We start from the raw sequence: 25,571 nt of genomic DNA on the forward strand, positions 1-25,571 counted from the left end.
TATGTTTTTAAAGTAATGAAATAATTGTCGGGCTAAGATAACTAAGTTTTAATAAAAACAAAAAATCTCCGAAAAAAAGCAATAAAACATTGCTGAATTATGACGACAGGCGGTTATGGCTTTAACTTCGGGTTATTCAAATGCCTTTCGCTGTCCCTCGCACTTTTCTTTTCAAGATTTTTCTGCAACGCTTCGGTAAGATCTACCCCTGTTTGATTGGCCAGACAAAGTAATACCCAGAGTACATCTGCCATCTCGTCTGCCAGCAGTTTTTCCTTATCACTTTCCTTAAATGATTGCTCGCCGTACTGTCTGACCATCAGTCGTGCAAGTTCACCAGTCTCTTCCATCAAAATACCCAGGTTAGTAAGCTCGTTGAAGTATCTCACTCCCGTTGTTTTTATCCAGTCATCTACCTGCTGCTGGGCTTCTTTTATTGTTAATTCCATTGTAATTTTTATTGTGTTTATGAGTTGATTTTTAGCTACATCCCTTGTAAATCACGGGGTTTGCTAAGTTTTGACAAACAGCTTCTGTTAACAACAATCAAGCTGCATTTGTTTGTTTATTCAAAATAATAGAACTTACCTCATTAAAGCTAATACAGCTAAAAATAGTCAGTAACATCATGCAGTCATTCGGAACAGACATTGACGCCGCTAACGCGCTCAAAAATAAGTTTGCTGAGATAAAGAAAGCCATTGGACATGTAATTGTAGGGCAAGAAGATGTCGTAGACAAGTTGGTCATTTCAATACTTTGCAATGGCCATAGTTTGCTGGTTGGCGTACCCGGCCTGGCCAAAACACTTTTGGTAAAAACGGTGGCGGACGTATTGGACCTATCGTTCAAGCGCATACAATTCACTCCGGACCTTATGCCTAGTGACATTGTAGGCGCTGAAATACTAGACGAGGACAGGCATTTCCGGTTCATCAAAGGCCCTGTATTTGCCAACATCATCCTCGCAGATGAAATAAACCGGACTCCGCCTAAAACCCAGGCGGCCTTGCTTGAGGCCATGCAGGAACGCAATATAACAGCAGGTGGGACGCTGTATAAACTTCCTGCTCCTTTCTTTGTACTCGCAACACAAAACCCAATAGAACAGGAAGGTACTTACCCACTGCCGGAAGCACAACTAGACAGGTTCATGTTCCAGATATGGCTAGACTATCCCAGCTTTGCCGACGAAGTAAATATAGTACGTACTACAACCGGCGCTTCAAAAACAGAGCTGCCCAAAGTACTGGACGCGGAAGGCATCCTTTATTTCCAGGATCTGATAAGAAGAGTACCCGTTCCAGACAACGTGTTGGAATACGCGGTTGGCCTGGTGCATAAAACACGCCCCAATACCGATGCTGCCCCCGCCGTCGCCAAACAATATATTGCTTATGGCGCGGGACCAAGGGCATCGCAGTACCTGGTACTCGGCGCAAAATGCCATTCGCTATTGCAGGGAAAGTACTCACCAGACATTGAAGACGTTCAGGCCATGGCCATGTCGGTGCTGAGACACCGTGTTGTTCGTAACTATAAGGCCGAAGCTGAAGGCATCACGCAGGAATCACTGATCAAACAACTGTTATAATGGAGAATTTAAGTGCGAAAGCTTATTTCTTGAGGAATGAGTTTATCGACAAATTGAAGCAAATCGAACCTGCTACTAAACCGCTATGGGGAAAGATGAATCTCCATCAAATGATAGAGCATATGAGCTATTCTTTGAGGCAGGCCAATGGCAAAGACCAATATGATTGTGTAACACCGGAAGAGAACATACCGCGAATGCAGGCGTTTCTTATGAGCGAAAAGCCGTTTAAGGAGAACACTCCTAACCAGCTTTTGCCGGAGGATCCAGAGACTCCAAAACAAAAAGATATAGATGATGCCCTGGCGGAGTTAAAAACAGAGACCGAGGACTTTTTTAAGGTTTTTGAAAAAACACCAGACAGAGTGATCACCAACCCATTTTTTGGCGATCTCAATTACGAGATGTGGGTGCAGCTACTTCACAAACATGCCCGGCACCATTTAAAGCAATTTGGTGTTAACGAATAAAGCCACCTAACGGTGGCTTTATTATTTCTGTTACAGTCGTATTTCTTATTGATGATTGGCGCCTGTTACTTCAGTCACTTCTATCTGCGTATTGTAAGTGCGAACATTAGAGTCGATAACCGAAAATGAAGCTGACCCCGCGACTTTTTCGCCTTTGTCATAACCTGTTACGTCCATATAATAGTCGCCCCATTTTAAGCTGTCGAACTTAGCGGTCATTTTACCATCGACTGGTAATGCGATCGTGTCATCATATCCATTGAGGATCGGACCTTTAACTGCATCATATTTGATAAATATCCAAGCAGAGTCAATATCCTTACCATGGTGCTTTGGCGTCACTTCGAGCACTGCTTTGCCACCTTTTCCGCCTATAGGTCGTGGAGCTGGCTCAACAATTTCATTTTCGCGGGTGCAGCTACCCATCAATATTCCGGCTAGCAAAAGTCCGGCAGCAAATTTCATTGTTCGCATAATGGTTAAAGATAGAATATGTTTGGATTAAACAAAATAGTGAGATAGTCTTTTTTGGTTTACAATTAAATATAATAACTCATATAACCAGTTTGTTATAAACAAATGACAATGGAATTATTTCCGCTGCCACTGTAATAAATACATTTGCCAATATCTTAAGCTAATGCTGAAGTCATCTTTCGCAATATTATTTGTTTCGCTCATAGTCACAACTGGTTGCTGTAAGAAAAAACTCTATTGCAATCCTGATGGTCTCACGATCATTATCACCGGCTATCCTCGGCTGGATGTAAGAAATATCATTGTAAAAAAGTACGCGACAGGCAATCACAGAAAAGCATTGGATTCGACAACCTTCATTTATAGTGGTACCGAACCAATTGTACTTAACAAAAAAGACACCCTGGTTTTCAAAGACTATAGCACAACTTCAACAACCATCAGTGGAGTTTACCAGGGCAATGACTGGGACATATACCTCCCTGGTACACCCGGCCGTGAAAATTATCGCGTTACATCTATTGTAGATGCAGAGCACCGTTTTGAAATGATAAGGTGCAGCGATCACGATACAAAATGCCTCAATCCCATCGGCCATTTCGTTGTAAACGACAACTGGAAACAGGGCGACACTTTGTGGATCGAAAAAAAGAAATAGGCCCCATCTTCTTGTTAAGCGGTCGTTAACCGCATGCAAAACTGTAGTTAAGCAGCCTCTAATATTTTGATAGCGCCATGCCATGTGGCATTTTTGTGTCCTAGCTGTACTTGTGGGTATCGCTAACAACGTTGTGTTCTTTTTCATGCATATAGGAGGCTCCTTTGGCGGGGGGCCTTCTTCTTTTTAGAGCAATAAAAAAAGAGGTGATGATCACCTCTTTTTTATAACGCATCCGAAAATTAATTGTTGTTAATTAGCGGCGACGTGCAACGTTGTTTAAAGTGTTGAAATTCACCCTGCTTGCAGAGGTACCAACTTCACCTTCCTGCATTTTCTTGAATGTTTTCTTGTCTACATCCAGGTACAGAGTTTTCACAGGATAAGCTGAACCTTCTTGTGCTACAGGAATATCATCGATATTCTCTTCGCTCAGCAGTACCGTTTCTTCACCGTCTACGTCATCGCATTTGTTACACCATGAGCATTCTTCAGCTTTATGCCTAGCTACCAGGCGAACTTTCATTTTACCTTTACCTGAGAAGTCTTTAATGATGGTCTCACGCTCAACAACACTCACGCGTTCTGGGTTGTTGTAGTTAAATGAGTTACCACAAGCTGTCAAGAACATCAGGTCAGTACCGTTGTTTTTAGCATCAACTACCCATGTAGGAATGCTGGTTTGATTTGGCAGCATCAGGATGCTGTAGTGGTAATTGTTGTTACCATCGCCCATCATACCAATTGCACCATAAGGTACGCTTGATGCCTGCACGTCCTCGCGACCGAAATCCGGGTCACTTACACCGCTATATCCAATAGCTTGAAACAGCTCATTCAATTCACCACTATACATTGGGTTGCTACCCAGTGCTTTCAGCTGATCATAAACCTCACCGGCATCGCGCAAATGACGCAATGAAGGGAACTGTGGATCACGACCTAATACAGTTACTGTTTTAGGTGTTTTATCGGTAGGCACAACGAATATTTCATGTGAACTGTTCTGCGCAGTAGCCGTAAGGCTTGTAATTCCGATCGTTAAGATTAAAGCAAACTTTTTCATAATTCTTCGTTTTTAGCGTTATCACATACTTTCGCACATAGCTTAACAAAGCCATGCCAAGCCTTAAAACTATTGGCAGGCTGAAGGCTCAACGGCTAGCGTTTCCCAAAAATCGTAACCAATAGATTTTCAGTGTTTTTGTCATTCCGTGTCAAAGAAACACGGCACTCAAACAACCACAAGACGTATTTTCGCCAAATGCGGAGTTTTTGTATCGCGTTAACATATTTGCTTTTTGCAAGTGCAGATTGCGCTAAGGCACAAGTTTCTTTGGGGTTGGGTCCACAGTTTGATTTTCCCCTAATGTATAATGCGGCTGTAGGCAACTATAACCACTCTTTGGGTGCATTGGGCGCACGCCTCAACCTCAGGTATGTTCCACAAAACACAACATTTTACCCTTCGCTGACCGCCAATGCCACAGCTATACGCCTGCCCTTGGTGAAACTAAATGATGTGGTCGTAAACATGCGCTTTACACAAATAAACGCGACAATTGGCGTGAATAGCTACAAGCAACTTAATAATGCCCAGGTACATTATGGCATCGGGGTTGGTGTGAGCTACCTGAAAGGCAATGGTGTAGAGCTTACCGGAAAAACAGAGAACAGGGTGCCTGTTGCCCCGCCACCATATATTGACGCTTTAATGCCGGCTGTAACCCTTACGGCTGAGTATACATTCCCGATCTCAAAGGAAAAACCATTGTTTGCCGGCATAGGCGGCAACCTTCAATACATTCATTTCTTCGACAATGGACGAAAATACACCTCGACAATAGAAGACCCACAGCTGGGTTCCATACCTGTTCATGCCAACTTGCAGGGCGAAATGGTCAATCCGGGCATATACCTTCTTGTTTATTATTCTTTCAACAGCCGCGGTTATTAATATGTTCCCCCCTCAATATGACAAAAAAGGGTAATTTTTTTTTACTACCTTTAATTCATGGGATCCAGAAAAAATTCATTATCCAGTTACAATTTGCTTGATTCGTTTATCAGCTCAATTAATAGAATGGGCGAAAGCTCGTCCTGGATCTCTGCCATTCTTTTCGTTGCCGGTGGAATTCTTTCATTCTATGTTGGGTATTCTGATAACTACATGCCGAGCCTATTAGGAGGGCCTGTAGCCGTACTCATTGGCATAGTGATATTTTATAGGGCATTAAGCATGTCTCAAAAGGCGCGTAAAAAACGCAAGCAAAAACAAACACAAAAACGCTCTGTTTCCGTATCCGACTAATTTCCAGGCGGTTTAGAGTGACCTCTTCAGTTTTGTGCCAGCAATAAATTATGTTTGCACCTATGAAGAGTTTATTTTTCAAATGCTGCCTGCTGGCTGTATTTGCTCATATATTAGCTGCCTGCAGCGAAAAGAAAAGTGCAAACGGTACGGATCACGCAATTTTTCAGCAGCCGGGTCTTAAAGGAATTACACAACAGATCAAAAATGATCCCGAAAACGCTTCTCTGTATTTCGAGCGCGGCAGCATACTCGACAACATGCAGGAAGACACCCTCGCACTTGAGGATTATCAAAAAGCTATTTCACTAGACTCATCAAAGGCCGAATACTTTAGTGCAATTGGCGATATGCTGTTTGAGCACAAAGACATTAGCGGTTCACTGAAGTGGATAGAAAAGGCTTTGAAGATAGACCCAAAAGATCCCGCCTCGCACTTGAAAATGGCCAAGCTTTTCATCTATACAAAAGACTATAAGTCGGCCTTTAGCGAGATCAATACCGTACTCAAGCAGGATGTATACAACTCCGAGGGATACTTCCTGAAAGGAATGGCCTATAAAGACATGAAAGACACAGCCAATGCACGGTCAAGCTTTGAAACTGCTGTCCAGGTAGCGCCGGACTATAAAGATGCCATAGTCCAACTAGGCTTGCTATATAGCGCAAAAAAAGATTCGATAGCTCTCAGATATTTTGATAATGCATATAGGGTGGATACCACGGACCTCTTTCCAATCTATGCGCGCGGTGTTTTTTACCAAGACAGCAAGCAATATGAGAAGGCCAAAAACGAATACAAGAGAGTGATTTTCCGGGACAATCAATATGCAGACGCCTACTACAATATGGGTTATGTGCTTATGCAGCAAGATTCTGTAGATAAAGCATGGAGGCAATATGACCTGCTGACGAAAATAGACCCAACAGATCCTGAAGCTTATTACAACAGGGGTCTATGTTCTGAAATGATGGGTAAAAAGCAGGAAGCAATATCAGATTACAGGCAGGCGCTTACCTTTTATAAAGACTACCCGGAAGCCCAGGCCGGCCTGAAGAGATTGCAGGGTAATTGATAAAAACACTAACTTGAGTGTTTAACGATTTGTAGTTGCCCGGCAGACCTCTTTACATAGCGACCATTTTGACACTCATCAGCATTGTGCATCAAAACAATGCATGGGCACAGGTCAAACGAATAACAAAAGATAGCGTACTACAACCTGTTCCGCAAAATGCCAGTAAGGATTCCATCGTATACCTGGATCCCAAAACCGGTAAGCCCAAGATAATAGCCGGCAAACAACCCGAAAAAAACCCAGCTAAGCGAAAACCGGATACCATTATTTATATAGACAATGGTAAACCTCGCCAAGCACCGACCACCAGCTCAGCCAAACCAGGCAAGCCGGTCGATACAGTAATTGTCTTGAAAAAAGGCAGGCAAAAAACCATATTACAGGAAGTTTCTAAGAAAAGGGACTCTGTCAGGATACAGCGTGTACCTGAGTCGTGTAGTTGCATGACGTTTACCATCAAAGCGCCTGACACACTCCATATGGATGACTATGTGAACTACAGCTTTGTTTTAAAAAACAATTGCAAAGATCTGCTTTGGGTAAACTCAGCATCCTTCTCTTTTTTTGTCTTCAATCCCGATGGAACTCCGGTAAGAGTATTACGGAAACTCCAATTCGTGAAACAGTACCGTTACCCTGACTTTGTCCAGGTAAGTCCTGGTGAGGAATATACATTTGAGTTTGCTGATGACCCGTTCTTTCAATACGAGCTGCGACCGTACTGGAAATACAAATTCATGTTTGGCTATCTGAACAGCAGCCGTAAGTATAAAGGAGCGCCCAACAAAACCTATCTCTGCCGGGAATTTAAAGACAAGACAATAGCTATTGCCGACAAGGTAAGACCTCGCAAATAAAACAGGCGGCATATTTGTTTTACCTTTGAGCGCAACTAAAACGATCAAAATGCCGATAATAGCTCCATCAATCCTTTCTGCAGATTTCCTAAACCTTGGCAGAGATATAGAAATGGTCAATAAGAGTGAAGCAGACTGGTTTCACCTCGATGTGATGGACGGACGTTTTGTACCAAACATCAGCTATGGCATGTCGATCATTGCCCAAATGAAAAAACTGGCCACTAAGACCTTTGACGTTCACTTGATGATAGTCGAGCCAGAAAAATACTTTGAGGAATTTAAAAAAGCCGGTGCCGACATACTCACTATACATTACGAAGCATCTACACATTTGCACAGAAGCCTCCAGGCGATAAAATCGCTTGGCATGAAAGCCGGCGTTTCGCTTAATCCTCATACACCGGTACACCTTTTAGAAAATATCATTACAGACATCGACCTCGTGCTCATCATGAGTGTTAACCCCGGCTTCGGTGGTCAGAAATTCATTCCTCAATCGCTCGATAAGGTCCGTGCTCTAAGGCAGATGATCACAGCTGCCGGAGCAAATACGATCATAGAAATTGACGGTGGCGTTACGCTTGAAAATGCGCCTGAAATTGTTGCCGCAGGCACCGACGCCTTGGTAGCGGGAAACACTGTATTTACTGCTCCAGACCCGCTCGAGATGATAAAAAAACTGAAACGGGTGGGAAAATAAACGTAACTTATTCCCGTTTATTTTGAATATGCTTCGTCAGACCCTCGTATTCTTTTTGGTAGTTCTTTCATCTTTGGCAGCCAGTGCCCAAAACGGATACTTGGTAGGCACAGTTAAAGACGAAAAAGGACGGCCGATGGAAATAGTCACCATCGCCGTAAAAGGCTCCGCAATTGGCACTGTATCTAATGTACAGGGAGAATACTCCCTTAGCGTTCCTACCGTAAATATTACTGTGGTTTACTCGCTGGTGGGCTATAAAAAACAAGAAGAAACATTACAGCTGAAAGAGGGAGAAGTAAAAAGACTGGACATCGTCCTTAAAAAAGAAGCTACGACCCTTGAAGGGGTTACGGTCACTGACACAAAGGATCCTGGTGTTATCAAACTGGATGTTAAAAAAACCGCTCTGCTTCCCGGCGATCCGTTCAGCGGTATCGAATCGTTGATAAAAACTTTTGTTGGAACAAACAATGAGCTCACTTCGCAATACAATGTTCGCGGTGGCAACTACGACGAGAACCTTGTATATGTAAACGACTTTGAGATCTACCGTCCTTTCCTTACCCGCTCTGGCCAACAGGAGGGCATGAGTTTCATCAATGCAGACCTTGTATCTGGAGTAAATTTTTCCGTTGGCGGATTCCAGGCCAAATACGGCGACAAAATGTCGAGCGTATTGGACGTAGACTATAAACGACCAAAAAAATTTGGCGGACGCATCCTGGCCAGTATGTTAGGCGTTAGCGCCTCTTTGGAGGGAATATCAAAAAACGAAAAACTTACTTACCTCATTGGCGTTCGCCAGAAAAGCAATCAATACCTGCTAAAATCGCAACCCACGAAAGGTGTATACAATCCTTCATTTACAGACCTGCAGGCATTGATCAACTACAAATTCAGCCCCAAATGGGAGTCTGAGATACTAGCCAACTATGCGCGAAATAGGTTCCAGTTTTTTCCTGAAGAAGCGACTAGCAGTTTTGGCCTTATCAACCGGGCACTCCAGTTGCGTGTGATCTATGAAGGAGGCGAAATAGACCAATTCGATTCTCGTTTTGGTGGATGGTCTACCACATACCATGCGTCAGAAAAACTCAAATTGAAGTTACTGGCATCCGGCTTTCAGACAAACGAGCGGGAGACTTATGATATTTTTGGCGAATACCTGCTTGGCGAATTAGAAACAGACCTGGGCAAAGAAGATTTTGGCCAGGTAAAGTATGCAATAGGCACAGGTGTGATCCATACCTATGCCCGCAACTACCTAAAAGTAAATGTCGGTAACCTTGCCCACCGTGGCAGTTATGCCGGCAACCTTCACTTTGTTCAATGGGGCCTGGACGCGAACATCACTGACATTACCGACAAGCTCCATGAATGGGAGCGCCGCGATTCGGCGCGTTTCACACAGCCGTACATGGAAGATAAGCTGGAGCTGACACGTGTGTACAATTCTGCGTCCACATTCAACTATATGCGTTACGCGGGATTTATTCAGGATAATTTCCGTTTTAATGACTCGCTTGGACTAACGGTTTCCCTGGGCGTGCGCTTCAACTACAGCACACTGAACAACGAGTTTTTGATAAGCCCGAGAGCGCAGGTATCTTATAAACCGAAATGGGAAAAAGACATAATCTTTAAACTAGCCGGAGGTTTATATCAGCAGCCACCATTCTATCGCGAAATGCGCGACCTGGATGGCAACGTCAACAAAAATCTTAAAGCCCAGAAGTCATTCCACACAGTATTGGGCACGGAATACAATTTCAAAACAGCCAACAGGCCATTTAAATTCACCACTGAGATTTATTACAAAGGCCTGTGGGATATTGTACCCTACGAATACGACAACGTTCGCATCCGCTATTTCGGACAGAACAATGCAGTGGGATATGCTTACGGCGGCGAGTTGAGGCTATATGGCGATATTGTGAAGGATGCCACATCATGGGTTAGCGTGGGAGTATTGAAAACAGCAGAGGACGTAACCAATGACTATATCGTTAAAACAACGACTACAGAAAGCGAACCACCAGCACCATCGATCACAACAATTGACACGATCAAACCTGGATATATCCCCCGCCCTACCGATCAGCGATTTATGGTCGGAATGTATTTTGAAGACTATTTCCCTAAATGGAAGAACTATAAAATGCACTTGAACCTTATGTATGCCACAGGCTTGCCATTTGGCCCTCCCGATAAGGCAAGATATGGCGATACATTACGGTTGCCGGATTACAAGCGTGTAGACATCGGATTTTCGGCCCTCCTGCTAAATGGCGCTAAACATCCCAATAAAAAGGCTTTAAGATCGTTCGAAAACATCTGGTTAAGTGCGGAAGTTTTCAACCTATTGGGTATTCAGAACACATTATCGTATTCCTGGATACAGGATATGACAACCAATCAAACATACGCAGTACCTAACAGGCTTACTTCACGTTTAATAAACGTGAAGCTGGTCGTCGATTTCTAAGAATGTCTTTCCCGACTTTCCAAAAAATACCGTGAAAACACGGTATTCGCCTTTTTGTATTCACCCTAGCTTTGCTTTTGTAAAACGCAATTTCAGAGGTTTTATAAACCCAAACACCTCATAAACCACACACCAACTAGTAAAGTTTTGACTTTATCTCCCTTAAAGAAAAGGGGCTGCTTATTCAAGCAGCCCCTAAATTTTGTTACCTGTACTTATTACTTGTGCGTTACAACAAGCTTGTTGCTTTGAATGGTCTTATTATCGCCCTGTATCAATACCATGTACTGGCCTGCTGCCAGGTGGCTTGTTTCAATCACATAGCTCGTTTTCGCACCGTCCATTTGTAATGCACTTACTTGTTTACCCAACAGGTCATACACAGCAATTGTACCCTTCGTTGCTTCGGTCAGGCTGATAGTCACATTTTCATCTGCCGGATTAGGATAGATGCTCGCTTTCAGCTGTGCTACATCAGCTACTGATGTAGGAACGCCATCATAAATGAAGAAATCATCTATAGCAGCTTCAACTACACTTGGAGAAGCTGTAGGATCATTGGCCACAAATCGCATTTGAATGGTGCGTTGACCAGGGAAGAACTGGTCGACAGCAAATACTCGCCTGCGCCAGCTATGGTCTGCTTGCAAAGTCCTTTCAACCTGTTGCGAATTACCACCAGGATAACTAATATAAGTCAGCCACTCATCATTCCTGCGGTTTGACTCCTGGCCGCTATACCTGTCGTTTGAGAACCAACGATAGTATTCGATAATAGGATTAACGAATGTAGTAAGATCGAAAACAGGAGTATATACTGTTGTTCGGCCTCCATCAACATCATTCGATGTAATGTTGGAAGTAGAGCCATTGCCCGTAACCAGGCATTTACCACTTCCGGTAGTGTGATCCTTATCAGTTTGTGTGATGAAAGAACCAAATGCGCCGTTGCTAGGGCTGGAAAAAGTACCCACTGGTTTTGCGTGTACCCATTTACCTGTGGCGGTCGCATTATCTCCGGGAACATCTCCTATCTGCCAGTCATCCATGGTTTCATCTTCAAAGGTGATCTGTATGCGGTTAGAAACGCCAACGGCAAACTGGTAAGGAATATTAGAATTATTAGATGGAGGAAGAGGACTAAAGCCCGTTGGGTAATTTACGGTAGACGCTGTAAGCGCATCGGAAATGCTGAAATAGTAGTCTACCAATGCACCTTGTGGTTGGCCTGGTATCTGGGCTGTAAAACTAAATCCTCCATTATTGGTCATCACTACTGAATCCCATGTACCAACCGCACGATTGCGGAAATAAAGTTTGAGCGCGGTGAAGAAATCGCTGTTAGTAATGGTCAACGACGCATTAACTGTAATAGGCGTATTCTGCGGTTGGTGTGCCAGCTCCTGGTGATTCAATTGAGCATCGGCATACAGGTAAATACCGTGTTTTGCAAAAGCGCTAACTATCTCCTGCAAATGTGGTGTACCGTTGCTCAATGTCGCATCATTGTCATCGCTCAAGATCGCAGATATTAATATCTTATGGTAGATGGCACCTTCCATACCGGTGGGGCCATCAGCTACATCATGGAAAGCTTCGGTAAATATCTCAGTCATGGTTTCGTAGCTACCTGTGTTTCGAGCCACATCCCACCATGCGCCTGCAATGATCTCACCATCGGCATGTACTTCACCCACTATATTCGTCGGATACACTTTAGGATTTACATCATAGCGACGAATGAAGCTAGCGGATGAGCCCATTGCACCTCGGCCAAGTATTGAGTCCTTTGCGATCGTCATTGCCCAAACATCAGCATAGCCTTCATTCAAGGCGCCGTTGCGCATTGAGTTAGCACCATTATCAGCATAGAAGGTGCGGTTGATACCGTGTCCGTACTCGTGATAAACGATGTCCCCGATCTCCGCGAAAGATGGACAGCCGCCCAAGCCAGGTGCATAGAAATTTATGCTGTTACCACTGTAAAACGCATTGCATGATCCACTTGTTAGTTCTGTGTTTGTGGTGAGAGATACATCCATTCCGGTAAAACCAGGCAAAAGAGCTTTTGCATTTTCATGTGCCCTATTCGTATGATAATACGCGCTCACTGCGCGTCCGTTCACCCCAGTATCAGGAAGGGCAAAAACATTACCGGTACCGGTAATGTTTTGTGAAAATGACGGTGTGGATAACCCTTGCGGTACAACTGTTGACCAAAGGCCTTTTAGTTTGACTGTTGCGCTAACTGAGTTGGCCGGGTTACTTACATAACCGGTATCATTGGCATTTACAGTTGTGGTTCCCAATACCACTTCAATATTACCAATAGGCTCAAGAGTAGCAGGAGATACGTAAGTGGCTTTGTAAACCGTGCCTTTTACCTGGACATCTGAAATTGTCTTTACCTCGTTTGTGCGATAAAGTAGTTCACCTGTAATCGCATCGATAAAGCCATTTAGCTCAACCGGTTTGCCCTCCCCTTCAATACCTTTCGCTGTAAATTCCCAGGCGGGTTGTAATGTGTATCCATTTTGTGCTGGAACGGGGAACCATATCCAGTCGTTTGCCACAACTACAGACGAAAGGCTTACCCCTGCAACATCTTCCAATATATTAGATGACGCCGAAACATCATCTTTGGACAATACAGGGCTTGTACTCTTTATTGTCTTACCGAAAGAAGTATTGTTTACACGCACCAATCTCTCATCTTTTGTAAAGCGGAAGCTCAGCTTGGTAAACATTACTTTGTGTCCATTTATTACTTGCTCATAATCGACATAGTGAGCCTTGGGAGCTGCCGCATTACGTACAAGATTCCACTCAGTGTTCGCAACGCCAAGTTGTTTTAGCAGTTTGCTCATCACTGTCTGTGATTTCTCCAGCGGAGATTGTCCGCTTATTACCATTGCATCGCCATAGATATCTGAAAATCCACCGGTGATTTTATCAGTAGTCAGTTTCCACCCTGGAAAATTCTGCCGCACCTGTTCACGGGTAGCCGCATGTGATTCCCTATTTAAAATGCCAACTTGCTCATGACCGGCGAAAACCGATTTCTGATAAGAAGGACCGTGCTCCTGGTGCTGCGCAATAGCAGGAGCAAATGCGGCGGCCAAGCCAACCGTAATTAAAAGTTTCTTCATTTTTTGGGTAACAAAAATTGTGAGTGCCTCGAAAATAGCCATTTGTACAGACATTAAAAAATCGTTAACTCTTGTATCTACAGAAAAGAACATTTGCATGACAAACCGGGAAACAATGACTTTGAACATTGCATACTTTCAATGCAAATGCAAGTATTTATTGTATGCACTAGGCAATTTCAGATTAGTCTAGAAAAAATTTAAAAAAAGATTTTGCAGTGAAAAGTATCTGCGTATCTTTGCGCTCCATTCCGGTAAGGAATACGGTTGATTCCGTAGCTCAGTTGGTAGAGCAATACACTTTTAATGTATGGGTCTTGGGTTCGAGTCCCAACGGGATCACAGAAAAGGGTTACTGAAAAGTAACCCTTTTTCATTTTACAGGATCTCGAAAAAACTCAACAAACTACAAATAAAAAAAGCGCCCGACAGTGGAGGCGCTTTCTAGTATTTGTGAATATTATTATTCCTTCACCACAAAACGGAGATTGTCAGTGCGCCCATCGATGGTAACGCGCAGCATGTATATGCCTGCGGCGTTGTGGCCACCCAGATCCACATCTATCTCCAGCTTCCCGCCTTTTAGCTCAGTAGCATTATTAAATACCACCTGGCCTACAGCATTCAGCACTTCAACAGAAGCACTGATGTTAGCAGCAGCCTTCGTCGCGCCTATTACTGTAAACCTTCCTTCATTCGGGTTAGGGAACAGGATCAGCTCATCGAAAGAAGAAGTAACAGTGTTGATACCGGTTACTTTAGCTACTTCCAAAGTATTACTGAGCAGGAACTCAGGATTAGCGCACTCGATATTTGAGTGTACAAACACGTTTATCTTATCAGCAGGGCTAAGACCGATACCTTTGTAGACGGGACCAGTAGCGCCCGGCACGTCGTGGCCGTTCTTTCGCCACTGAAAGGTTGGATTAATGCCGCCATTGGTCAGTGTGGCCATGAAATTGATACCACCTGCATCAGGCACGGCTGCAATAGAAAGCGTTGGTACCGGCGAGGGAGTGACCTCAACACTTATCGGCGGACTCATTACAGGAAAGACACACACCATGCTGCTGGTGAGCTTGCAGGTTATCACATTCCCGTCTACCAGGGCGTTGTTACTGTATACTGCCTGTGCAGCACCCGGTATTGGTGATCCGTTCACGTACCATTGGTAGGCAGGATTGACACCACTATTGGTATGGTAGGTATAGAACGTAAACGGTGTTTTCTCACAACCAACCGAGTCCGGTGACACAGCTAGGTTGACACTGGCTGTGCCTATGGCATTCATCGTCATAGTCAACGTGTTGCTGGTTGCCGGCTTTGGTGTCGAACAAGGTATAGATGTAGTTACTACACAGCTGACAGTGTTGCCAGTAGTAAGCGCTGCATCTACATAGGTAGGACTATTTGTGCCCACATTGCTGCCATTTAATTTCCACTGGTAGGTTGGATTAGAACCCACATTTGTAGCAACGGCAGTAAAAGTCACCGGCAGTCCTATACAGCTTACAGTATTGCCAGGAGTAGAGGTAATGGTAACAGCTGCTGCAACATTGGGCCATATGGTCATATTTACCGGTGCGCTGTTCACGATCGTAGGTGAAGCACAAGCTGCAGTGCTTATCATTTCGCAGCTGATCACGTCGCCGGTTGCCAAAGTAGTGCCCGGCGCATAGCTGCTGCCGGTACCTACTACTAAGCCGTTCTTTTTCCATTGGTAAGCGGGAGTGCCAGCATTGGTAACAGTTGGTGTAAATGTAATTGAAGCACCAGAGCATGCATCACCGCCTGGCGCCTGCGTCGATGTAATAGAAACAGTTGGCGTCACTAATGCGGTGATCGTTTTGCTCAGTGTTCCTGTAGCTGTTGCGGTAGTAATACACTGAGTAATGCTGCTGGTCATTGTAACGCTGACAGTGTGCAAGCCCGCGCTCAGAGTGCCGTTGTCGGTATAGCTTGGAAAGTTGGTGCCTACAGGAGATCCATCTATTTTCCATTGGTAGGTTGGAGTGTTCCCAGCATTTTGAGGGTTGGCCACGAATGTCAACACGCCGCCAATACACGCTATAGGCGAAGGCACTGTTGATATAGAAACAGAAGGGGTCACGGTGGTGGTCACATTCATGCTGATGGCATTACTTGTTGCCGGTTTGGGTATCGCGCAGGTAGCACTGATCATTTCACAGGTTATCAGGTCGCCCTGCGCCAGTGTCGTACCAGCATTATAGGTCGCGCTATTGGAACCTACATTCGAACCGTTTTTCTTCCACTGATAAGTTGGTGTAGTACCGCCGCCTGTCGGCGTAGCCGTAAAGGTTACACTGGTACCCGAGCAAATGTTATTGCCCGGATTAGCCACAATGCTTACCGAAGCTGGGACATTAGCATTTACTATTATGGTTGAATTAGCACTAGCGGTAGTAGGCCAAACGCAGCCATTAATGTTTGGTGTCATTACCACGCTCACTACGTCACCATTGTTCAGGCTGCTGTTGCCCCAGTTGCTGGTAGTGGCTACAACGTTGCCGTTTAACTTCCATTGATAGCTGGGGGTCAGTCCTCCATTGATTGGGGTGACGTTGAAAAGCACTGCTGTACCTGGGCAGATAGCGGTGTTAGGTGTTTGGATTATCGACACCGCAGGCACCAGTGCTGATTTGTACGTTATGGTATCTGGACTTGAAGTGGCCGTTGGCGATGAAGGACAAGTTACATTTGGAGTCATCACCACATCTATTATATCACCGGCAGCAGGTACCAGGCTATATGCTGCACCTGTTGAAACGTTTACCGCATTCTTTCTCCACTGATAGGTTGGCGAAGCGCCACCGCCAGTTGGAGTGGCGGTAAAGGTTACACTGGTGCCCGGACAGATATTGTTGCCCGGATTAGCCACAGTGCTTACCGATGCAGGAGTGTTGGCGTTTACTATAACGCTATTTGTTGCAGAATCCTTACACCCCTTGTCACTGGTGCCAATTAGCTTGACATTATAAGCACCAGCTGCAGTATAATTACGGATACCATTAACAGTTGTACCCGATGTTCCATCACCATAGCTCCATGCATAAGTCATACTACCTGCCGCAATAGTAGAATTATTGCTAAACGAAAAGCTGTTGCCATTTAAACATTGTGTAGCGCTTGAACTAATAGAATATCCAACTGTTGGTAGCGGAGCAGGTGAAACAGTAAAGGGGATAGTTTCCGTGATGTCCATTGGAAGTCCGCAGTTGTTCAATAAGGTATTCCCGTCACTGCCATTTTTAACATGTAATGTATAATTACCCGCTGCGATGTTTGTCGGAAGCGTTAGCTGTAGCGCCGAGGTGAAAGTACTAGGACCACAACCAATGCCTGCCGCTGCAGGAATAGCTATGTTGCCCGGCATCAGATAAAAATCACTACCGTTAGTAGCAATCGAGCCGCAGTCAACAGACGCGTCAAGTTTTACAAACAGATTTTTGTTACAGGTATTTACAGCAACAGAATCAAGTTCTGGAGCAATATTTACCGGTACGCTAGTACCACCAGTAAATGCAAGCGTATAGCCGCTCTGGTTGGATGATGTATAGTGACTGATACATACTGCGATCTTCATACCTGCAGTAACATTTATCAACGCGTTTGTATTGCTGCCGTTAGCACCCTGGCTGGATGATGTACCCGAAGGGACGCATCCTGTAACACCTGTATAACCACTATAATTACAACTTACTACCGGAGCGCCGGTAAAAACACTTGAAGGAGATAACCCTGTAATATTGTAAACAACAAAGTCATAATCATCATTCAGATTATTGGGAGTTAGCGTAAATCCGAGGGTACCATTGGCTGAAATCTTGAATGTGTACCAGAAAGGATTCAATGCACCGGCGGCAAGACAGCTGCCCGGAAGTGCTCCCCCATTATATGGGGGCACGGCTCCTATACTCAGCGATGAGTTACAAACACCCATTGCAGTTGTTGGAACCTGGCCGTTAATTTGAGAATAGGAATTTGCAACACCAGAACAGATCATTGCGATCATAAGAAAGGCTGCAACCGAAACCCGTTTAATCAATTGGATCGTTCTCTCTCGTAAAAATTGTGAGGTTAAGTACTTCATTGTTTATTAGTAAAAAATAGAGATCAAAAAAAGGCACCATGCTTTATCACCTCAAGATCACAAATATAATAGTTTAGCAAAATTTACTACCACCCACTACTCCTTAATAAACTTCGCTGTTGCGATCTTCGTTCCTTCCCTCACACAACTCACCGAATAGAATCCTTGCGCAAAGGAGCTGACATCTATTTGCACCTTACCATTACCAGCTGGCAAAACCTTCAACAGTTTACCTGCCATATCGAACACGGCAATTTCGGTGATATCGGTGGTTACAACATCGAACTCAACAGTTATCGTCTCGCTGGCGGGGTTAGGATACATTTTTAGTTCAGACACCTTAACCACTGTCGAACCAATTGTCGTCGGTGCGTTATAGTAAGACTTCTGCAAACAGCCGTCCTTTGTTGTGATCACCCAATAGTAATTTTTATTGAGATCAGGGTTAACATTTAGGTAGTCCTGGTTGGTCTCATTGGCAACAATTGATGAGTCTAGCGTAATCTTATCGTCATAACCCCAACGATAACTATCCATATCATGCTGCAGGCACACAAAACGACCATTATGATAAATGATCTCTGGCTGCTGCGCCACTTGTGTTCCAACTTCCACAGTGTAGGTTGCGCTTGAATCACAGCCCGTACCTATTATCATAGTTGTCAAAACAACATGGCTTGTACCAGGATACGGAAAACTTATCAACGCCTGCTGTTTTGTTGAACTCTGAGCCCAAACCTCGGCGTTTGTCGCAGTCCAGTTATACGTAGCCCCCTGCGGTGCTGCGCTGGCAGCACCAAAGTTCTGAAACATTGTTTTTGAGCAAAGAACATCCGGCGATTTAATTGTAATAACAGGAATATGCGGTCTTGGATTCACTGTTAGCGTAACGTTCTCATTGTTTGTACATCCATTTGCCGCTAAAACATAAGCATATGTGACTGTTAGCGCCGAAGAAGTGACATTAGTCAGAATCTCATTAATTCCGCCGGTGCCATTGCCTGTTACAGGTGTAATTCCGGCCACACTAGCTCTGCTCCACATGTAAGCAGTACCCGACGTAAGGCTGATCGGAGTATATACGAACGGATTATCACCACATATTACATGATTCAATTGACTGGTCAACTTGGGAGTTGGGTTAACTGTTACTGTGACGTTCTGCGTATTGGTGCAACTGTTTGCTGTAAGCACAAACAGGTAAGTTACTACGATTGGGTTAGGAGTCGTGTTCACAAGCTGCTCAGATATACTGCCAAAACCTGAGGATGCAGCATTGCTTATTCCCGGAACTGCCGCCCTGCTCCATCCAAAACTCGTTCCCGGAGTAGCGCTGCCAGGCGCATAATTGAACTGAGTGTTGTTACAAATAGCTGGAGGAGTTTGAGTACTTGCTAGTACAGGTATTGGGTTAACAGTAATTATAAATGTACTAGCCGTACCGATGCATCCGTTAGCAGACGGACCAACAGTAACAACTGCCACCTGTGGTACTGCGCCAGAATTAATGCTGGTAAACGACGGAATATTACCTGTACCGCTAGCTGCAAGACCAATTGAGGTATTACTGTTCGTCCAATTGAACGTCGAGCCGCTAACGGGGCCAGTAAAGCTTATAGCGGTTGTATTGCTACCTCCGCACAAGGTCTGGTTCGTTACTGCAGCCATCGCAGGCGTTGGATTTACGGTTATCGTAAATAATCCGGTGGTTCCTATACATCCATTAGCAGATGGTGTTACTGTCACTGTAGCAGTGGTAGGTGCATTAGAAGCATTAGCTGCTACAAACGATGAAATATCCCCAACTCCACTTGATGCAAGGCCAATGGAAGATGCATTGTTTGTCCAGCTGTAGCTTGTGCCGGCTACGGAGCTATTAAAGCTCACTGTTGCAGTTGATGCACCATTACACAGCGTTTGATTTGAAACAGTGTTTACCGTCGGTGTAGGATTTACGGTTATTGTAAACGTCCTGATCACGCCAACACATGCATTAGCTGTTGGGGTAACTGTTATCGTAGCAGTCACCGGTGCGTTCGAATTATTGATTGCGTTGAACGGAGCGATATTCCCATTACCACTCGCAGGAAGCCCTATCAATGTTGAATTGTTTGTCCAGTTGAACGTGCTACCACTTACGGAACCGCCGAAATTGACTGCAGTAGTAGAGGCTCCGTTACACACTGTTTGATTTGACACCGCATTTGCGGTTGGCGTTGGATTAACAGTTATTGTAACCACCTTAGGTGTACCAGCACAACCATTTGCAATTGGTGTCACCGTGATGGTAGCTACAACAGGCGCCGTACCTGTATTAGTCGCAGTAAACGATGCGATATTACCTGTTCCGCTCGCCGCAAGGCCAATTGATGTCAGCGAGTTTGTCCAATTATAACTAGTACCGCTTACAGGCGATCCGCTGAAGTTTATCGTAGTTGTCGATGCTCCGTTGCATACGGTCTGATTTGAAACAGTATTCACCGATGGAGTCGGATTCGCTGTTATCGTAAACGTACTTGCTGTGCCCGTACACGTATTGGCGGAAGGTGTTACGGTTATCGTTGCTGTAACTGGTGCACTTGTTGCATTTACGGCATTAAACGATGCAATGTTGCCAGTGCCGTTTGCGCTGAGACCGATGGATGTTGTGCTATTTGTCCAACTGAATGTCGTACCATTTACTGCTCCGCTAAAATTAACCGCAGTTGTGGGCGCCCCATTACAAACAGCTTGATTGGCAACGACATTTACTGTCGGTGCCGGATTTACTGTTATGGCAAAGCTTGTAGACGTGCCTGTACAACCGGCCCTCACAGGAGTCACGGTGATTGTTGCTGTAACTGGCGATGTACCGCTGTTGGCTGCCGTAAAAGATGAAATATCGCCACTGCCATTGGCGGCAAGGCCAATTGATGCCTGGTTATTTGTCCAGTTGAATGTCGTACCACTTACTACTCCACCAAACGCGACCGTTGTTGTCGAACTGCCGTTACACACCGTTTGATTTGACACAGTACTTACTGTTGGAATTGGATTTACTGTAATCGTAAGGTTCCTAGGTACACCTGCACAACCACTCTTCACTGGTATTACTATGATAGTTGCTACTACAGGGGCTGTACCTGCGTTTGCTGCTGTAAATGACGCAATATCACCGCTACCATTTGCAGTGAGACCGATCGAAGTCTGGTCATTGGTCCAATTAAAAGTAGTGCTGCCCAATGCTCCACTGAATGCTACAGCCGCAGTAGGCGATCCATTGCATACTGACTGGTTTGATACCGTGTTTACCGTCGGAGTTGGGTTAACTGTTACTGTAAAAGTTCCAGGGGTGCCGGTGCATCCTGCTCTTACCGGAGTGACAATGATGGTTGCGGTAACAGGCACTGTACCACTATTAGTCGTTGTAAACGACAAAATGTCACCGCTACCACTAGCTGCAAGACCAATCGAAGTCGTGGTATTTGTCCAGTTGAACGTGGTGCCGCTGACTGCACCACCAAACGCTACCGCTGTTGTAGACGCAGCATTACATACGGTCTGGTTAGATATTGTATTTACGGTTGGAGTGGGATTAACTGTAATTGTAAAGCTGCCGGGCGTACCGGTACAACCGCTTTTCATGGGTGTAACTGTAATAGTAGCAACAACAGGCACAGTGCCACTGTTTGTAGCTGTGAACGATGCGATATCACCAGTACCGCTTGCCACAAGGCCGACGGAGGTTTGATCATTCGTCCAGTTAAAGGTGGTACTGCTTACCGCACCACTAAATGTTACGATTGCTGTTGGAGCACTATTGCACACTGCCTGGTTCGATATAGGATTCACAGTGGCTGTGGGATTCACGGTTATCGTAAAGCTTTTAGCAGTACCAGTACATCCGGCTTTTACCGGCGTTACCGTTATCGTGGCTATAACGGGTGTCGTTCCACTATTGGTTGCGGTAAACGATGTGATATCGCCACTTCCGCTTGCGACAAGGCCAATGGACGGCGTATTATTAGTCCAGTTAAATGTTGTGCCACTTAGGGCACCGCCAAACGCCACAGCCGTCGTGGACGCACCATTACATACTGTCTGATTTGAAACTGTATTAACGGTTGCAGTAGGATCAACCGTAATGGTAAAGCTGCCCGACGTACCTGTGCAGCCGCTTTTCACAGGGGTAACCGTAATAGTTGCAACAACGGGTGTAGTGCTGCTATTGGTAGCTGTAAACGACGCAATATCTCCAACACCGCTCGCTACAAGACCTATAGAGGTTTGATTGTTTGTCCAATTGAAGGTGGTGTTACTTACGCCTCCGCTCAATGCCATAGCAGTTGTTGAAGATCCATTACATACGACTTGGTTCGATACCGTATTTACTGTTGGGCTAGGGTTAACTGTGATCGTGACGCTTATGGGCGTACCTGTACAACCGGCTCTTACAGGAGTCACTGTTATTGTTGCTACTACGGGCGTTGTCCCGGTGTTAGTAGCAGTGAACGATGAGATATCACCACTGCCGCTGGCTGCAAGACCTATTGTTGAATTATCGTTTGCCCAGTTAAATATAGTACCACTAACCGCGCCGCCAAACGACACAGCTGTCGTGGAGGCGTTGTTACATACCGTTTGGTTTGACACTGCGTTTACCGTAGGTGTTGGGTTGACGGTGATCGTGAAGTTGCCAGCAGTACCTGTGCATCCGCTTTTTACCGGCGTGACTGTAATAGTTGCAACAACAGGCGCTGTACCGCTATTGGCAGCTGTGAACGACGCAATATCACCTATGCCACTTGCGGCCAGACCAACCGAGGTCTGATTATTTGTCCAATTAAAGGTTGTACTACTTAGAGCACCGCTGAATGCCACAGCAGTTGTAGAAGCACCGTTACATAATGCCTGGTTGGAAACAGCATTAACCGTAGGTGATGGATCTACTGTTATAGTAAAGTTGGTAGCGGTGCCAGTACAACCTGCGCGAACCGGAGTGACAGTTATTGTGGCAGAGAGTGCCGTAGTTCCGCTATTAGTCGCAGTAAATGAAGTGATGTCACCGCTGCCGCTTGCAGCAAGTCCGATAGAGGTGTTATTATTTACCCAATTGAACGTCGTGCCGCTTACAGCACCGCTAAAGGATATTGCTGTCGTAGTGGTATTATTACACACGGTTTGATTAGAGATGGTGTTAACCGTTGGAGTCGGATTAACAGTGATCGCAAAGTTCTTAGGCGTACCCGAGCACCCACTCTTGACAGGCGTAACTACAATAGTTGACACGACAGGAGCGGTACCTATATTGATAGCTGTAAACGATGCAATGTCGCCTGTACCGCTGCCGGCAAGGCCTATCGAGGCTTGATCATTTGTCCAGTTGAACGTTGTGCTATTTAATGCACCGGCAAACGTAACTGGAGCTGTCGGTGCATTGGTACATAGTGATTGATTGGATACAGTATTTACGGTTGGAGCAGGGTTTACAGTGATAGTAAAGCTTGTCGTAGTTCCGGCACAACCAGACTTAACAGGTGTAACCACAATTGTTCCTGTCATAGCGGATGTTCCGCCGTTGGTCGTTGTAAATGAGGCAATATCCCCATTGCCATTTGCGGCCAGGCCAATCGCAGTATTATCATTTGTCCAGTTGAATGTAGTACTACTCAATGCACCAGAAAGTGCTATAGCCGTTGTAGACAAACCAGCACAAACCGTTTGGTTAGTAACTATATTGACTGTCGGAAGCTGATTGACAGTAATACTTATTGTCGTACTGGCAGTTGTGATGCCATCAGACACCTGTATTGTAAAAGCATCAGGTCCAAAATAACCAACGGTTGGTGTATAAGTCAATCCCGTTGGTGTAACAGTGCCGCCTGTAGATGTGGTAGAAAACGATGCCGCCACTGTACCGTGCGAAGCTGCAGAAGTCACGCTCCACGTAAGCGTTTGCCCATTATTAACATCACTGACTGCTAGCAAGCTGTTGATTGAAGTAGCCGCAGCATTCTGACAAACACTAAGCGTTTGTGGCGAACCACCAGTGAAAGTAGGAGTTGCGTTGGTGAGTGTAACTGTAAATGGCGTAAGTGCGCCTTGGCAGGAACCGCTAATTACACGAATATTACCGTTATAAGTGGCTAATGCCGCCGATCCCGGTACTGTCAGTGAAATTGGCGAGGATGGTAATGCAGTAGAGCCTACATTTACAAAGCCTGCACCTAAAGCCGTAGCATCATATGTAATAGTGTACGTCGTTGGCGAACCTGTGGTAGCTGTATACGGTAAGCTGGCCGTTGTAGTACCGCCCGAAACACTTGGGTTCGTTCCTAAGGTTATAGTTGGCAGCGGATTGACAGCGATGTTTACACTTCCGCTCATGTTTATTGAACAGTTAGTCGTAGCATTAGTGGCCACAACAGTGTAGTTGCCCGCCGTCGTTTTCGCACCAAAATTGATACCCAAACCAGTAGAGCCCGCTACCGGGGAACCGCTATTCACGCCACCCACTTGCAATTGATAGTTGACCCCCATTGTTGAATTGGAAAGCCCAACGGCTACACCCGACCCACCTGCACAGTAACTTCCGCCTCCGATCACAGTAAAAAGAGACGGAGCTGAATTGGCGGTAACATTTATAGTAGTAGTATTGGTAGCAATGCCGTCAGATATTTGTATGGTAAACGCATCGGGTCCATTATAACCATTGGTTGGTGTATAGGTCAACCCCGTTGGCGTTAAATTACCGCTGTTAGATGTGATAGAATAATTAAAACCACCCAATGTACCATGCGTAGGGGCGGAGGAAATAGTCCACGTCAGCGTTTGCCCCGAGTTGCCATCATTCACCTGGAGTAAACTATTGATGGAAGTTGCAGCGTCATTCTGACAAACAGTAAGCGATTGCGGAGAGCCGCCCGTGAATGTAGGCGCCAGGTTGGAATTACAACCGAATGTACACGAAATCGGCAAGGTAAAAGTTGCTGCATCATTAACATTCCAGTTGGACACGTTGAAAATGGCAGCCCTTAGGTTGGCTGGCGAATTCATCGTCACCAAACAATTGTAGATAGCGTTATCGACTTCGGGAATAATCTCAACTGAGGTAGAAGCACTCAGTGCCGCCGGCAACGTAGACTGGCCTGACGTAAATGTGCACTGAGCTAGAGTAGCGTCCCAGGCTCCATTCATGCTTATACCTGTAATAAAGGTAGGCGAACTCATAGACCCCTGGAAGGCAAATATCTGGTCGCCACCTATTGCCAAGCTCATATAATCCGTCGCCACGTTGAAGGTAGCTTGTAGCCCTGTCACCGTTCCTGTGCTTGCCGAAAGGCTGTTTCGGCATTGCACCCTAACCTGCGTCCCGCATGTGAGCGCTGATGTTGCCGTCCACGTTATGGCACCGTCTGAATAGGAACCAAAACTTCCGGCCCCACATGGGGCGGGATTGGCCGATTGGAACCCCGTAAAGCCAGCACCTGAACACCATCCAAAATCCGTAAAGTTGATGGTAGTACCCGCGGTTATGTCTTTAAGCAGGATGAACGAAAAATCGTCGTTCGTCGGATCGTCGGAGTTATATCCTACGATGGCAACATCACCCGCAGTGAGGGTTGTTTGCGCCCTGGCGCTAAGGGCAAAACAAAAAATAGCGCATAAACTGAGAAAGTAGCGCATTGCTTTCAT

General features: G+C 45.3%; 14 protein-coding genes and 1 tRNA gene. 9 read left to right on the forward strand and 6 right to left on the reverse strand.

The annotated features are described in order from the left end of the window. Window positions 1-113: 113 nt before the first annotated feature. On the reverse strand, window positions 114-449 hold the full coding sequence (locus P2W83_RS03040) for a nucleotide pyrophosphohydrolase (RefSeq protein WP_276132215.1): 336 nt from the start codon (window positions 447-449) through the stop codon (window positions 114-116). 179 nt (window positions 450-628) lie between these two features. Here P2W83_RS03040 and P2W83_RS03045 point away from each other — a divergent pair, with 179 nt between their 5' ends. After that, window positions 629-1,594: an AAA family ATPase gene (locus P2W83_RS03045; protein WP_276132216.1), complete on the forward strand. Its 966-nt coding sequence runs from the start codon at window positions 629-631 to the stop codon at window positions 1,592-1,594. Then, window positions 1,594-2,064, forward strand: coding sequence for a DinB family protein (locus P2W83_RS03050; protein ID WP_276132217.1), 471 nt, complete (start codon window positions 1,594-1,596; stop codon window positions 2,062-2,064). Before P2W83_RS03045 ends, P2W83_RS03050 begins: the two co-directional genes overlap by 1 nt. 45 nt (window positions 2,065-2,109) lie before the next feature. On the opposite strand, the gene P2W83_RS03055 is transcribed toward P2W83_RS03050, so the two are convergent. Continuing rightward, window positions 2,110-2,538 (reverse strand): hypothetical protein, encoded by a 429-nt coding sequence (locus tag P2W83_RS03055; RefSeq protein WP_276132218.1) that lies wholly within the window; start codon window positions 2,536-2,538, stop codon window positions 2,110-2,112. A 166-nt stretch (window positions 2,539-2,704) separates the two neighbouring features. Here P2W83_RS03055 and P2W83_RS03060 point away from each other — a divergent pair, with 166 nt between their 5' ends. Continuing rightward, window positions 2,705-3,199 (forward strand): hypothetical protein, encoded by a 495-nt coding sequence (locus tag P2W83_RS03060; RefSeq protein ID WP_276132219.1) that lies wholly within the window; start codon window positions 2,705-2,707, stop codon window positions 3,197-3,199. A gap of 256 nt (window positions 3,200-3,455) precedes the next feature. On the opposite strand, the gene P2W83_RS03065 is transcribed toward P2W83_RS03060, so the two are convergent. Continuing rightward, complete coding sequence (locus P2W83_RS03065) at window positions 3,456-4,265, reverse strand: hypothetical protein (RefSeq protein WP_276132220.1); 810 nt, start codon at window positions 4,263-4,265, stop codon at window positions 3,456-3,458. A gap of 303 nt (window positions 4,266-4,568) precedes the next feature. Here P2W83_RS03065 and P2W83_RS03070 point away from each other — a divergent pair, with 303 nt between their 5' ends. The 5 genes from P2W83_RS03070 to P2W83_RS03090 all read left to right on the forward strand — a co-directional run bounded on the left by P2W83_RS03070 (window position 4,569) and on the right by P2W83_RS03090 (window position 10,637). Then, a complete protein-coding gene (locus tag P2W83_RS03070) occupies window positions 4,569-5,156 on the forward strand; it encodes a hypothetical protein (RefSeq protein WP_276132221.1) in 588 nt (195 codons plus the stop codon). A gap of 416 nt (window positions 5,157-5,572) precedes the next feature. Continuing rightward, window positions 5,573-6,586, forward strand: coding sequence for a tetratricopeptide repeat protein (locus P2W83_RS03075; protein WP_276132222.1), 1,014 nt, complete (start codon window positions 5,573-5,575; stop codon window positions 6,584-6,586). A gap of 35 nt (window positions 6,587-6,621) precedes the next feature. Then, window positions 6,622-7,446, forward strand: coding sequence for a hypothetical protein (locus tag P2W83_RS03080; protein ID WP_276132223.1), 825 nt, complete (start codon window positions 6,622-6,624; stop codon window positions 7,444-7,446). A 25-nt stretch (window positions 7,447-7,471) separates the two neighbouring features. Continuing rightward, window positions 7,472-8,149 (forward strand): ribulose-phosphate 3-epimerase, encoded by a 678-nt coding sequence (gene rpe, locus P2W83_RS03085; RefSeq protein ID WP_276132224.1) that lies wholly within the window; start codon window positions 7,472-7,474, stop codon window positions 8,147-8,149. A 28-nt stretch (window positions 8,150-8,177) separates the two neighbouring features. Further along, the gene (locus P2W83_RS03090; protein WP_276132225.1) at window positions 8,178-10,637 is read left to right on the forward strand and encodes a TonB-dependent receptor; all 2,460 of its coding nucleotides are present in this window, start codon (window positions 8,178-8,180) and stop codon (window positions 10,635-10,637) included. A 218-nt stretch (window positions 10,638-10,855) separates the two neighbouring features. Here P2W83_RS03090 and P2W83_RS03095 read toward each other — a convergent pair whose 3' ends face one another. Further along, entirely contained in the window at window positions 10,856-13,786 is a 2,931-nt protein-coding gene (locus P2W83_RS03095) for a T9SS type A sorting domain-containing protein (protein WP_276132226.1), read from the reverse strand. 269 nt (window positions 13,787-14,055) lie between these two features. Here P2W83_RS03095 and P2W83_RS03100 point away from each other — a divergent pair. After that, window positions 14,056-14,128, forward strand: a tRNA-Lys gene (locus P2W83_RS03100). A 121-nt stretch (window positions 14,129-14,249) separates the two neighbouring features. Here P2W83_RS03100 and P2W83_RS03105 read toward each other — a convergent pair. Together P2W83_RS03105 and P2W83_RS03110 are read right to left on the reverse strand one after the other, a co-directional pair. Then, window positions 14,250-17,819: a PKD domain-containing protein gene (locus tag P2W83_RS03105; RefSeq protein ID WP_276132227.1), complete on the reverse strand. Its 3,570-nt coding sequence runs from the start codon at window positions 17,817-17,819 to the stop codon at window positions 14,250-14,252. 174 nt (window positions 17,820-17,993) lie between these two features. Beyond that, window positions 17,994-25,571: a PKD-like domain-containing protein gene (locus tag P2W83_RS03110; protein WP_276132228.1), complete on the reverse strand. Its 7,578-nt coding sequence runs from the start codon at window positions 25,569-25,571 to the stop codon at window positions 17,994-17,996.

The sequence above is a fragment of the Polluticoccus soli genome, assembly GCF_029269745.1.
Classification (GTDB): Bacteria; Bacteroidota; Bacteroidia; order Chitinophagales; family Chitinophagaceae; genus Polluticoccus; species Polluticoccus soli.

Excerpts from the sequence above, each read along its gene's own strand:
- P2W83_RS03040 (WP_276132215.1), bottom strand. The coding sequence starts at position 449 with ATGGAATTAACAATAAAAGAAGCCCAGCAGCAGGTAGATGACTGGATA.
- P2W83_RS03045 (WP_276132216.1), top strand. The coding sequence starts at position 629 with ATGCAGTCATTCGGAACAGACATTGACGCCGCTAACGCGCTCAAAAAT.
- P2W83_RS03050 (WP_276132217.1), top strand. The coding sequence starts at position 1,594 with ATGGAGAATTTAAGTGCGAAAGCTTATTTCTTGAGGAATGAGTTTATC.
- P2W83_RS03055 (WP_276132218.1), bottom strand. The coding sequence starts at position 2,538 with ATGCGAACAATGAAATTTGCTGCCGGACTTTTGCTAGCCGGAATATTG.
- P2W83_RS03060 (WP_276132219.1), top strand. The coding sequence starts at position 2,705 with ATGCTGAAGTCATCTTTCGCAATATTATTTGTTTCGCTCATAGTCACA.
- P2W83_RS03065 (WP_276132220.1), bottom strand. The coding sequence starts at position 4,265 with ATGAAAAAGTTTGCTTTAATCTTAACGATCGGAATTACAAGCCTTACG.
- P2W83_RS03070 (WP_276132221.1), top strand. The coding sequence starts at position 4,569 with ATGTATAATGCGGCTGTAGGCAACTATAACCACTCTTTGGGTGCATTG.
- P2W83_RS03075 (WP_276132222.1), top strand. The coding sequence starts at position 5,573 with ATGAAGAGTTTATTTTTCAAATGCTGCCTGCTGGCTGTATTTGCTCAT.
- P2W83_RS03090 (WP_276132225.1), top strand. The coding sequence starts at position 8,178 with ATGCTTCGTCAGACCCTCGTATTCTTTTTGGTAGTTCTTTCATCTTTG.
- P2W83_RS03095 (WP_276132226.1), bottom strand. The coding sequence starts at position 13,786 with ATGAAGAAACTTTTAATTACGGTTGGCTTGGCCGCCGCATTTGCTCCT.
- P2W83_RS03105 (WP_276132227.1), bottom strand. The coding sequence starts at position 17,819 with ATGATCGCAATGATCTGTTCTGGTGTTGCAAATTCCTATTCTCAAATT.
- P2W83_RS03110 (WP_276132228.1), bottom strand. The coding sequence starts at position 25,571 with ATGAAAGCAATGCGCTACTTTCTCAGTTTATGCGCTATTTTTTGTTTT.